The following is an 11,161-nucleotide window of genomic DNA, read 5'->3' on the forward strand; positions in this document are numbered from 1 at the left end:
TATGCGAATACTGCTGATCAGACTGAATGCCATGCTGCGAGACGGCACAGAGTGGCGGTGACGAACGGTGGTAGTAAGACAGTTGCTCCCACATTAGATAAGTGGCAGTTTTCTGGATTGAGATCAGGATTTGTCTTTGGCGTGTGCCGCCAGGCGCTCAAGTGCCGCACGCAGAGCGGGATCGCTGATCCCGTCGGCCGTGGACTGAATGGTCGCCGCCGCATTGCTCGACAGGTCCATCGTGTGCCCGACAGCCCCAGGCTGGACGATCGGTGGTCGCACGCTGAATTTGATTCGCGTCAGGTTGGCGAACTCTTCGAACAGCTGCAATTGCCGTTGCAGGCGTTTTTGCTGGTAGCGCAGGCGTGTCGCCCAATGGCCGTCGGTGACCACCAGCGACAGTTCGCCTTCACGCCACTTGGCCACATGACAATGTGCGCGGGCGGCAGGTTGCAGCTGGCTTTCAAGCAGGCGTTGCAGATGAGCGAGGCGTTGGGCATGACCAAGAATGGCTTTGAGCGGCTTGGCTTCGCGTAGCAGAACGGCGGGCGCTCTGGCTGTAAGGGGGCGAAATGCCATGATCGAACACCTGAAGTAACAGAAGCGCCATGTTAGCAGAAAGCAACGGAACCACTCGCCCATTGCTTTTGTCCCTGCTTTACCCATTAAATCAACAACTAACTTCTTGCCTTGATGGGTTGAAGTTGAGCAAAACGCCCTTATTTTAAGTGAGCCCCGTCAAAGCGCAGTGCCAGCATCGTGGAATATCGCCACTTTCCTCACCACCGTTTCCGGGTAGAATGCTCGTTCGCATGCGGCCATGAGGGCTGCACGGGCGACTCACGGGGCCGCCCTCCATCCCTTTAGTGTGGAAGATCCTGCCGATATGTTTGCGCCTTTGTTAAAGAAACTTTTTGGAAGCAAGAACGAGCGTGAAGTCAAACGCATGCTCAAGACGGTGCAGCTCGTCAATGCCTTCGAAGAGCAAATGGTGGCCCTTTCGGACGATCAATTGCGCGCCAAGACCAATGAGTTCAAGGCCCGTATCGCCAAAGGGGAATCCCTCGACAAGCTGTTGCCTGAAGCCTTCGCGGTCGCCCGTGAAGCCGGCAAGCGCGTCATGGGCATGCGCCACTTCGACGTCCAGTTGATCGGCGGCATGACCCTGCATGAAGGCATGATTGCCGAAATGCGTACCGGTGAGGGTAAAACCCTCGTAGCGACCCTGGGCGTTTACCTCAACGCGCTGTCCGGCAAGGGCGTGCACGTTGTAACCGTGAACGACTACCTGGCCCGCCGTGACGCCAACTGGATGCGCCCGCTGTATGAATTCCTCGGCCTGACCGTCGGCGTCGTGACGCCGTTCCAGCCGCCGGAAGAGAAGCGCGCCGCCTACGCTGCCGACATCACCTACGGTACCAACAACGAATTCGGGTTCGACTACCTGCGCGACAACATGGCGTTCAGCATGGAAGAGAAATTCCAGCGCGAACTCAATTTTGCCGTGATCGACGAAGTCGACTCCATCCTCATCGACGAAGCCCGTACCCCGCTGATCATTTCCGGTCAGGCCGAGGACAGTTCCAAGCTGTACATGGAGATCAACAAACTGATCCCGCAGCTGGAACTGCACGTCGAAGAAGTCGAAGGCCAGGTCACCAAGGCCGGTCACTACACCATCGACGAGAAGACCCGTCAGGTCGAACTCAACGAAGCCGGTCACCAGTACATCGAAGAAATGCTCACCGGTGTCGGCCTGCTGGCTGAAGGCGAGAGCCTGTACTCGGCGCATAACCTGGGCCTGCTGACCCACGTCTATTCGGGTCTGCGTGCGCACAAGCTGTTCCACCGCAACGTCGAATACATCGTGCAGGACGGTCAGGTCGTACTGGTCGACGAACACACCGGTCGTACCATGCCGGGTCGTCGTCTGTCCGAAGGCCTGCACCAGGCCATCGAAGCCAAGGAAGGTCTGAACATTCAGGCCGAGAGCCAGACCCTGGCTTCGACCACGTTCCAGAACTACTTCCGTCTGTACACCAAGCTGTCCGGCATGACCGGTACCGCCGACACCGAAGCGTTCGAATTCCACCAGATCTATGGCTTGCAGGTCATGGTGATTCCGCCGAACAAGCCGTTGGCGCGTAAAGATTTCAACGACCTGGTGTTCCTGACCGCCGAAGAGAAATACGCGGCGATCATCAATGACATCAAGGAAGGCATGGCCCAGGGCCGTCCGATCCTGGTGGGCACCGCGACCATCGAAACTTCCGAGCATGTGTCCAACCTGCTCAACAAGGAAGGCATCGAACACAAGGTGCTGAACGCCAAGTTCCACGAAAAAGAAGCCGAGATCATCGCGCAAGCCGGTCGTCCGGGCGCCCTGACCATCGCCACCAACATGGCCGGTCGTGGTACCGACATCCTGCTGGGCGGTAACTGGGAAGTGGAAGTCGCGGCGCTGGAAAACCCGAGCCCCGAGCAGATCGCCCAGATCAAGGCCGACTGGCAGAAGCGTCATCAGCAGGTGCTGGAGTCCGGCGGTCTGCAGGTGATCGCCTCCGAGCGTCACGAATCCCGTCGTATCGACAACCAGTTGCGTGGCCGTGCCGGCCGTCAGGGCGATGCCGGTTCCAGCCGCTTCTACCTGTCGCTGGAAGACAGCCTGATGCGCATCTTCGCCTCCGATCGGGTGAAAAACTTCATGAAAGCCCTGGGCATGCAGCCGGGCGAAGCGATCGAGCACCGCATGGTGACCAACGCGATCGAGAAGGCGCAGCGCAAGGTGGAAGGTCGCAACTTCGACATCCGTAAACAACTGCTCGAGTTCGACGACGTCAACAACGAACAGCGTAAAGTGATCTATCACATGCGTAACACGTTGCTGGCCGCCGACAACATCGGTGAAACCATCGCCGATTTCCGTCAGGACGTGCTCAACGCCACCGTCAGCGCGCACATTCCACCGCAATCGCTGCCAGAGCAGTGGGACGTGGCCGGTCTGGAAGCGTCGATTGCCAGCGACTTCGGGGTGAAACTGCCGATCCAGCAATGGCTCGACGAAGACGATCACCTGTACGAAGAGACGCTGCGCGAGAAGCTGATGGTCGAGCTGATGGCAGCGTACAACGAGAAAGAAGATCAGGCCGGTGCGGAAGCACTGCGCTCGTTCGAGAAACAAATTGTTCTGCGCGTGCTCGACGACCTATGGAAAGACCACCTGTCGACCATGGATCACCTGCGTCACGGCATCCACCTGCGTGGCTACGCCCAGAAGAACCCGAAGCAGGAATACAAGCGCGAGTCGTTCACGCTGTTCTCCGAGCTGCTGGATTCGATCAAGCGCGACTCGATCCGTGTGCTGTCGCACGTTCAGGTGCGCCGCGAAGATCCGGAAGCCGAAGAGCAACGCCTGCGTGAGGAAGCCGAAGCACTGGCCGCGCGCATGCAGTTCGAACACGCCGAGGCCCCTGGTCTGGAGCAGCCGGAAGTATTGGGTGAAGAGGTCGATGTCGCCCTCGCCACCGCGCCGGTGCGCAACGAGCAGAAGCTGGGTCGCAACGAACTGTGCTACTGCGGTTCGGGCAAGAAATTCAAGCATTGCCACGGGCAGATCCAGTAACCCCCGTTTCAATCGCTGAAATACCCGCGCCGCGACCGGCTCCTGCCGTCGCGGCGTTTTGCCATTTACACCACCGCCATCCCTGTGAGCGGTGCTGACATCATTGAGTAAGGAGCGCATTCATGGCTGTTGGTCTTGGTCCTTTGCCAACGTTGCACCCGGTTGCCGGTTTTGAACTCGGTATTGCCTCGGCCGGCATCAAGCGCCCTGGGCGCAAGGATGTGGTAGTGATGCGCTGCGCCGAAGGTTCGACCGTGGCCGGTGTGTTCACGTTGAACGCCTTTTGCGCCGCGCCGGTGATCCTGGCGAAAAAACGCGTGCACAACGACGTGCGTTATCTGCTGACCAACACCGGCAACGCCAACGCCGGTACCGGTGAGCCGGGTCTGGCGGCTGCCGAGCGCACCACCGCCAAACTGGCCGAGCTGACCGGTGTCGATGCCAGCCAGATCCTGCCGTACTCCACCGGCGTGATCGGTGAGCCGCTGCCGGTCGAGAAAATCGAAGGCGCACTGCAAGCGGCGCTGGATGATCTGTCGGAAAACAACTGGGAAGCTGCCGCCACTGGCATCATGACCACCGACACCCTGCCCAAGGGTGCCAGCCGCCAGTTCGAGCATGATGGCGTGACCATTACCGTCACCGGCATCAGCAAAGGTGCAGGCATGATTCGCCCGAACATGGCGACCATGCTCGGCTACATCGCCACCGATGCCAAAGTTTCCCGCGACGTACTGCACAACCTGATGCTCGACGGTGCGAACAAGTCGTTCAACCGCATCACCATCGACGGCGACACTTCGACCAACGACTGCTGCATGCTGATTGCCACCGGCAAGGCTGCACTGCCGGAAATCACTCGCGCCGAAGGCGAGCTGTTCAACAAGCTGAAACAGGCTGTGTTCGAAGTGTGCATGGATGTGGCCCAGGCCATCGTGCGTGACGGCGAAGGCGCGACCAAGTTCGTCACCGTTGAAGTCAACGGCGGCGGCAATCATCAGGAATGCCTCGACGTCGGTTATACCGTGGCCCACTCGCCGCTGATCAAGACCGCGCTGTTCGCCTCCGACCCGAACTGGGGCCGTATTCTGGCCGCTGTCGGCCGTGCCGGCGTGCCGAATCTGGATGTGAGCAAGATCGACGTGTTCCTCGGCGACGTGTGCATCGCCAGCCGTGGCGCACGCGCAGCGACCTACACTGAGGCACAGGGTTCGGCGGTGATGCAGCAGGAAGAGATCACCATCCGCATCGAACTGGGTCGCGGCGATTGCAGCGAAACCATCTGGACCACCGACCTGTCGCATGAATACGTGAAGATCAACGCCGAGTACCGCACCTGATCCAAAGGGTGAGGGTGGGCTGCCGGCCTCTTCGCGGGCAAGCCCGCTCCCACAGGGCTCTGTGGTGTACACGAGATTTGTGCACGACCGAAACTACTGTGGGAGCGGGCTTGCCCGCGAAAGCGTCGGCCCAGTCACTCTAAGTCTTGAAGCTTTCCACTGACGAAAAGGCGCCACACCATGTCCCTGCACCTGATCATCGGCGACAAACTGCTTTCCTCCTGGTCCCTGCGCGCTGCCCTGGCGCTGGAGCTGACCGGCGCTCCCTACAGCGAAGAACTGATCAAACTCGGCAAGCCCGACACCCGCGAGAAGCTGCTCAAGCATTCGCCGACCGCCAAGGTGCCGCTGCTGCAAACTTCTCGCGGCACCATCGCCGACTCTCTGGCGATCGCCGAATACCTGGCCGAGCAGTTCCCGTCCGAACAGCTCTGGCCAACCGACCTGTTCGCCCGTGCCCAGGCGCGATCCGCCTGCGCGCAGATGCACAGTGGCTTTTTCGCCATGCGCAATCACATGCCGTTCAACCTGAGCCATGACGCACCGCTCAACCCGGTGCCGCCAGAGGTGAAGGTCGATATCGAACGCATGCTCGCGCTGTGGGCTGAATGCCGTGCTGCCGCCACGGAGCCTGGGCCGTATCTGTTTGGCCGGGTGAGCCTGGCTGACGCGTTCTTCGCACCGATTGCCGTGCGCCTGCGGACTTACCAGGTGCAGTTGCCGACGGTTGATCAAGCCTATGTTGAAACCGTCTACCAATGGCCCGCCTTCAAGGCGTGGCAAAAGGCTGGACTGGAGGAGTTGAATCCGTGAAACGCGTACATGTCGCGGCTGCCGTCATTCGTGACGACAGCGGCAAAATCCTCATCGCCCGTCGTGCCGATACCCAGCATCAGGGCGGCTTGTGGGAATTTCCCGGCGGCAAGGTCGAGGCTGACGAATCGGTCGAAAGCGCACTGGCGCGCGAGCTGCAGGAAGAGCTGGGCATTGTCGTTGGCGCCGCTCGTCCATTGATCAAGGTTCGCCACGACTACCCGGACAAACAGGTGTTGCTGGATGTCTGGGAAGTGTCGAGCTTCAGCGGTGAGCCGCACGGTGCCGAAGGTCAGCCACTGGCCTGGGTGACCGCCAAGGATCTGCTGAACTACGAGTTCCCGGCGGCCAATCAGCCGATCGTGGCCGCGGCGCGCCTGCCCGGCGAATACCTGATCACGCCGGAAGATCTGGAGGCCCCGGCCTTGCTGCGCGGCATTCAGAAGGCGATTGCCGGCGGGATCAAACTGATCCAGCTGCGCGCGCCGAACGGCTATGACCCCAAATACCGCGATCTGGCGGTAGATGCAGCCGGTCTGTGTGCCGGCAAGGCGCATTTGATGATCAAGGGGCCGTTCGAATGGCTGGGCGATTTCCCGTCTGCCGGTTGGCACATCACCGCCGCGCAACTGCGCAAATACGCCGCAGCAGGGCGACCGCTGCCAGCTGAGCGCTGGTTGGCGGCGTCCTGCCATAACGCTGAAGAACTGGCGCTGGCCGAGCAGATGGGTGTGGATTTCGTCACCTTGTCGCCGGTTCAACCAACCTTGACCCATCCGGATGCGCAGCCGTTGGGCTGGGAGCAGGCTTCGACGTTGATCGAGGGCTTCAGCAAACCGGTGTTTCTGTTGGGTGGGGTTGGCCCGGCGGAACGTGAGAGGGCCTGGGGTGTTGGCGCGCAGGGTGTGGCGGGGATTCGCGCGTTCTGGCCAGAAGCTTGATTATGTTGTGAGGCTGATGGCCTCTTCGCGAGCAAGCCCGCTCCCACATTTGACTGCATTCCAACTGGATGAATGCAATCAACTGTGGGAGCGGGCTTGCTCGCGAAGGCGTCCTTACAGGCGCTAGATATCTGAAGGTTTCGCCGCCGGTTGCCACAAGATCTCCGCAATCCCCTGCCGCCGCGCAATCAACCTTGCGGCCACAAACAACAGATCCGACAGCCGATTGATATACGCCAAACCAACCCCGGCCAACGGCTCGATCGCGTTCAAATGCTGACAACGCCGCTCGGCACTGCGCGCCAGACTGCGGCACACATGGGCCTGGGCAATCAGCATCGAACCGCCCGGCAGAATGAAATTCTCCAGCGGCCCCAATTCCTCGTTCCACACATCAATCGCCGCTTCCAGGCGCTCGATTTCTGCCGTGTTCAGCGCCTGATATTCCGGCATCGCCAGCTCACCGCCAAGATCAAACAGACGATGCTGACAAGGAGCGAGCACGTCGATCAGTTCATTCAATCCCGGGAATGCCTCACGTTCGGCGATCAACCCGGCCAGCAGCACACCGACCTGACTGTTCAGCGTATCGACTTCGCCAATCGCTTCGATGCGCGGGTGATCCTTGGGCACGCGGCGGCCATCGCCCAGGCCGGTTTCGCCAGTGTCGCCGGTGCGGGTGTAGATCTTCGACAAGCGAAAGCCCATGGGTTACCTCGGTAGTTGATTGGTTTCGGCGGCGATGGCCGCCGGTTGGGTCAGTGGCAGGCGCAACGTGAAGCAGGTGCCCTGGCCCGGCGCCGATTGCACTTCCATCTGCCCTTTGTGGTTGTTGGTGATGATGAAGTACGACACCGACAGCCCCAGCCCTGTGCCCTGGCCGATTTCCTTGGTGGTGAAGAACGGCTCGAAGGTGCGTTTGCGCACGTTTTCGCTCATGCCGATGCCGTTGTCCTCGACCTGAATCTCGGCCCATGGCGGGTTCAGTTTGGTGCGCAAAATGATCCGCCCCGGCTCGCTGTCGTCTTCGCGCTGGTGAATGGCTTGCGCGGCGTTTTTCAGCAGGTTGAGCAGCACTTGTTCCAGTTCGTTGGCGGTGCCCGGCACCGGGCCGAGCGCCGGGTCGAACTGGCGGATGATCGCCTGGCCCTTGAAGTCGAAACCGATTGCCAGATCGAAGTCGTTACCGGCAATTTCCACCGCCTGATCAATCAGCGCCGGCAGATCGCAGGGGGCCATTTGCCTAGTGCTGCGGCGGCTGAAACTGAGCATGTGCGTGACGATTTTTGCCGCCCGCGCGCCGGCCTGCTGGATGCCGTCGAGCAGTTTCGGCACTTCGCGGCTCTGCAGGTAACGGTTGACCGTGTCCAGTTCGATGCCGAGCTGTTCAGCGGTTTCGAGGTTTTTTGGCAGATCTGCCGACAGCCGCCGCCGAATGTTCTGCACGTTGTGCAGGATCGCGCCCAGCGGGTTGTTGATCTCATGGGCCATGCCGGCGGCGAGACCACCGACCGAAAGCATTTTTTCCGACTGCACCATCATTTCTTCCAGCGACAGGCGCTGGGTGATGTCGTCGATACGGATCACCACACCGCGCCCGGCACCGCCCATCAGTGGGTAGAAGGTCAGGGCGTAGTGCTTGGGCTCGTCGTCCTTGAACCAGGTCACCCGCTCGATCTTCGCCACGGTGTGTTCTTCCACGGTCTGCTTGAGTTGCGGCAGAAACGGCTTGAGCGGTTCGAAGGCGAGGAAGATCGGCTGGTTCAGCGCTTCATCCAGGCGCGTGCCGGAGAGGGCGCTGGCCTCCTGGTTCCACTGGGTCACGTAGAGCTGTTCGTCGAGAGCGATCAGCGCCGAGGGCATGGAGTCGATGATGCTGTTGAGGTAGTTCTGGAAGCCGGTGAGCTTCTTCTCGATCTTGCTCCGAACCTGGACTTCCAGCTCCAGTTTTCGGTTGGTGTGGCGGGTTTCTTCGGCCAGGCCCTGGGCCTGATCGTAGGCGGCCTGCGAGTCATCGCGGGCCCGCTTGAGCTGCTGTTCGCGAGCCTCGATGCGCGAGAGCATGGTGTTGAACGCCTCGGCGAGGCTGCCGATTTCATCGTGGTTGCCGCGTGAGGCGCGCAGGGCATAGTTCTCTTCGCGAGTGACCTGACGCGACAGCTCTTCCAGTTCATGGATCGGCCGAGTGATCAGGCGTTTGATCTGCCGCGCAATCACCAGCCACAGCAGCACACTGAAAATCAGGATGCCGAGACTGGCAGTCAGGGTGCCGGTGTAGAACGCCATCGGCAGTTCACTGCTGGCGACCAGCAGCAAGTGCCCGGGCGCGGTGCCGGGGCGGGGCAGGGTGATCAACTGATTGCTGCGAAACTCGGTGAGCTGCCAGGCTTCGACGTGTCGATAGCGTTCCGGCAGATTGAGCTTGTCGCCACGCTGCACCTGGGCGATGCGGTCACCCTTGCCGTCATACAACGCGGCGGCGCGCAGTGGCGAATAGCTGTCGAGTTCCTTGAGCAGGCGTTCGGCGCTCTGGGGCGACTCGAGGGCTTGTGCGACCAGACTAGGGTTGGAGATCAGTCGGCCGATGGTCTGCAAAGCTTGCGGCGCCATGCTTTCCTGGGAGATGTAATAGGCGGCGCTGATAAAGGTCAGGTTGGCGACCAGCAGGACGGTGGTCAACAACACCAGCAGGGCGGCCAGCAGTTTCTGGCCGACCGGCAGGTTTTCAAGGCGCTGGCGCAATGGCATCAGGTTTATCGCAGCAAAGGAACAAGTGGCCAGCGTAGCCGCTGCTCAGTCGCTGGGCAATCCAAGGCTGCGCAGATGGCCGACCAGACGTTGCTGCAACTGAGTGAGGTGCGGCAGGTTCAGTTGATGACGGCTGGCGACTTTGCAGGCGTGGCCCAGCAGATAGCTGATTTCGGTGCGGCGGCGGTTGGCCACGTCCTGATACATCGACGAGTAATTGGCCGCCGTGGCGTGAATCACCCGTTCGACTTCCTGTTGCATATTGACCGCGGCTGCCGGTTGACCGCAACGCTCCAGCAACTCGGCCAATTCGCTGCACAACGTGGCGACTTCGCATTGATGCTGTTCCAGCCCGCCGTTACGGCAATCGTGGAGCACGGTCAGCGGATTGATCGCGCAATTGAGTGCCAGCTTGCGCCACAACCGGGTGAGGATGTCGGTGCTCCATTCATGGGGGATTTTCGCCGCCTCAAGATCGTCCAGCCAGATCGGCGCCACCGGATGGCCGGCATCGCCTAACCAGGTGAAACCGTGGCCGGCAAACACCACGCGCCAGTCGCCGTCGCGGAACGCGCCTTCGGTGCTGGAGGCGCTGATGCAGCGTGCCTGCGGAACCACCGCTGCGACCGCGTCCTGACTGCCGAGGCCGTTTTGCAGCAGGATCAGCTCGGCATCTGCGCTCAGGCGCGGGGCGAGGCGGGCGACGGCGTTTTCGGCGTCATAGGCTTTGCAGGCGACCAGCAGGCGGCGGATCGGCTCCGGGTCGTCCGCCGTTTGCGCAGGGACGGCATAGGTCGTGGCTGCGCCGTGTTCGACCAGCGTCAGACCACCGGCCGCCTGATAGCTGCGCAAGCGCTCGGCATCCCGCACGATCAGCCGCACCGGCAGACCGGCCCGCGCCAGGCGCGTGGCCCACAGGGTGCCGAGGCTGCCGGCGCCAAGAACGTGCCAGGGGGTGGACATCAGTTTTTCACTCGGTAAGGTACTGGCATGGAAGGCTCGCCGTATCGGTGGGAAAAGACCCGTTATAATGAGCCGGATTTTAACCGCAAGCCAAGCGCGCTCCCTCCTGATCGAGCGCGCCTTTTTATTGGAGAGATTACATGCCGTCGTTCGACGTGGTATCCGAACTGGACAAACACGAGCTGACCAACGCGGTCGAGAACGCCGTGAAGGAACTTGATCGTCGCTATGACCTGAAAGGCAAAGGGAGCTTCGAGTTCAAGGAAAAGGACCTGACCGTCAACCTGACCGCTGAAGCCGGGTTCCAGCTGGAAGCGATGATCGAGATCCTCAAGCTGGCCCTGACCAAGCGCAAGATCGATGTGCAGTGCCTAGAAGTAAAAGACGCTTACGCCTCGGGCAAGCTGATGAAGCAGGACGCGATCCTCAAGGAAGGCATCGACAAGGAGTTGGCGAAGAAAATCGTCGCGCACATCAAGGACGCCAAGCTCAAGGTGCAGGCCGCCATTCAGGGCGAGCAGGTGCGGGTGACCGGCAAGAAGCGCGATGACCTGCAGGAAGCCATCGCGGCTCTGCGCGCCAAGGAATTCGGCATGCCACTGCAGTTCAACAACTTCCGCGACTAAGTCCGGTCAGATGGCTGTGGGAGGGGGGGTGCGTCCGGAGGCGCCGTGGGGGGCGACCCCACTGTTGAGGGAACCGCGGCGTCCTGCGGGGACCCCCCCCCCCCCTCC

9 protein-coding genes are annotated in these 11,161 nt (G+C 61.0%); 5 read left to right on the top strand and 4 right to left on the bottom strand.

Going from position 1 to position 11,161, the window contains the following annotated elements; all coding sequences use genetic code 11:
• Positions 1 to 123 precede the first annotated feature (123 nt).
• Positions 124 to 579, bottom strand: a complete 456-nt coding sequence (locus LVD08_RS27280) for a DUF721 domain-containing protein (protein WP_096795098.1) — start codon at positions 577 to 579, stop codon at positions 124 to 126.
• A gap of 307 nt (positions 580 to 886) precedes the next feature.
• Between LVD08_RS27280 and secA the strand changes: the two genes are divergently transcribed.
• The 4 genes from secA (at position 887) to LVD08_RS27300 (ending at position 6,716) form a co-directional block, all read left to right on the top strand.
• The gene (secA, locus tag LVD08_RS27285; protein WP_027612522.1) at positions 887 to 3,622 is read left to right on the top strand and encodes a preprotein translocase subunit SecA; all 2,736 of its coding nucleotides are present in this window, start codon (positions 887 to 889) and stop codon (positions 3,620 to 3,622) included.
• 122 nt (positions 3,623 to 3,744) lie between these two features.
• Positions 3,745 to 4,962 carry a bifunctional glutamate N-acetyltransferase/amino-acid acetyltransferase ArgJ gene (argJ, locus tag LVD08_RS27290; RefSeq protein WP_103367418.1) on the top strand — a complete coding sequence of 406 codons (1,218 nt, stop codon included), beginning with the start codon at positions 3,745 to 3,747 and terminating at the stop codon, positions 4,960 to 4,962.
• A 180-nt stretch (positions 4,963 to 5,142) separates the two neighbouring features.
• Positions 5,143 to 5,775: a glutathione S-transferase family protein gene (locus LVD08_RS27295; protein WP_096795096.1), complete on the top strand. Its 633-nt coding sequence runs from the start codon at positions 5,143 to 5,145 to the stop codon at positions 5,773 to 5,775.
• Positions 5,772 to 6,716 carry a Nudix family hydrolase gene (locus LVD08_RS27300; RefSeq protein WP_247269716.1) on the top strand — a complete coding sequence of 315 codons (945 nt, stop codon included), beginning with the start codon at positions 5,772 to 5,774 and terminating at the stop codon, positions 6,714 to 6,716. Before LVD08_RS27295 ends, LVD08_RS27300 begins: the two co-directional genes overlap by 4 nt.
• A 123-nt stretch (positions 6,717 to 6,839) precedes the next feature.
• Here LVD08_RS27300 and LVD08_RS27305 read toward each other — a convergent pair whose 3' ends face one another.
• The 3 genes from LVD08_RS27305 to LVD08_RS27315 are packed head-to-tail and all read right to left on the bottom strand — an operon-like array spanning position 6,840 to position 10,427.
• On the bottom strand, positions 6,840 to 7,424 hold the full coding sequence (locus tag LVD08_RS27305; RefSeq protein ID WP_027612526.1) for a cob(I)yrinic acid a,c-diamide adenosyltransferase: 585 nt from the start codon (positions 7,422 to 7,424) through the stop codon (positions 6,840 to 6,842).
• 3 nt (positions 7,425 to 7,427) lie between these two features.
• Positions 7,428 to 9,464: a sensor histidine kinase gene (locus tag LVD08_RS27310; RefSeq protein ID WP_007962086.1), complete on the bottom strand. Its 2,037-nt coding sequence runs from the start codon at positions 9,462 to 9,464 to the stop codon at positions 7,428 to 7,430.
• A 45-nt stretch (positions 9,465 to 9,509) separates the two neighbouring features.
• Positions 9,510 to 10,427: a putative 2-dehydropantoate 2-reductase gene (locus LVD08_RS27315; protein WP_247269717.1), complete on the bottom strand. Its 918-nt coding sequence runs from the start codon at positions 10,425 to 10,427 to the stop codon at positions 9,510 to 9,512.
• A gap of 140 nt (positions 10,428 to 10,567) precedes the next feature.
• Between LVD08_RS27315 and LVD08_RS27320 the strand changes: the two genes are divergently transcribed.
• Positions 10,568 to 11,053: a YajQ family cyclic di-GMP-binding protein gene (locus LVD08_RS27320; protein WP_003227548.1), complete on the top strand. Its 486-nt coding sequence runs from the start codon at positions 10,568 to 10,570 to the stop codon at positions 11,051 to 11,053.
• The last annotated feature ends 108 nt before the right edge of the window (positions 11,054 to 11,161 follow it).

The organism is Pseudomonas sp. YL2 (genome assembly GCF_023063025.1).
GTDB lineage: Bacteria > Pseudomonadota > Gammaproteobacteria > Pseudomonadales > Pseudomonadaceae > Aquipseudomonas > Aquipseudomonas putida_A.

Bases quoted from the DNA above. Each gene is read 5' to 3' on its own strand.
- LVD08_RS27280 (WP_096795098.1), bottom strand. From the start codon at position 579: ATGGCATTTCGCCCCCTTACAGCCAGAGCGCCCGCCGTTCTGCTACGC.
- LVD08_RS27320 (WP_003227548.1), top strand. From the start codon at position 10,568: ATGCCGTCGTTCGACGTGGTATCCGAACTGGACAAACACGAGCTGACC.
- LVD08_RS27315 (WP_247269717.1), bottom strand. From the start codon at position 10,427: ATGTCCACCCCCTGGCACGTTCTTGGCGCCGGCAGCCTCGGCACCCTG.
- LVD08_RS27305 (WP_027612526.1), bottom strand. From the start codon at position 7,424: ATGGGCTTTCGCTTGTCGAAGATCTACACCCGCACCGGCGACACTGGC.
- LVD08_RS27295 (WP_096795096.1), top strand. From the start codon at position 5,143: ATGTCCCTGCACCTGATCATCGGCGACAAACTGCTTTCCTCCTGGTCC.
- argJ (WP_103367418.1), top strand. From the start codon at position 3,745: ATGGCTGTTGGTCTTGGTCCTTTGCCAACGTTGCACCCGGTTGCCGGT.
- secA (WP_027612522.1), top strand. From the start codon at position 887: ATGTTTGCGCCTTTGTTAAAGAAACTTTTTGGAAGCAAGAACGAGCGT.
- LVD08_RS27310 (WP_007962086.1), bottom strand. From the start codon at position 9,464: ATGCCATTGCGCCAGCGCCTTGAAAACCTGCCGGTCGGCCAGAAACTG.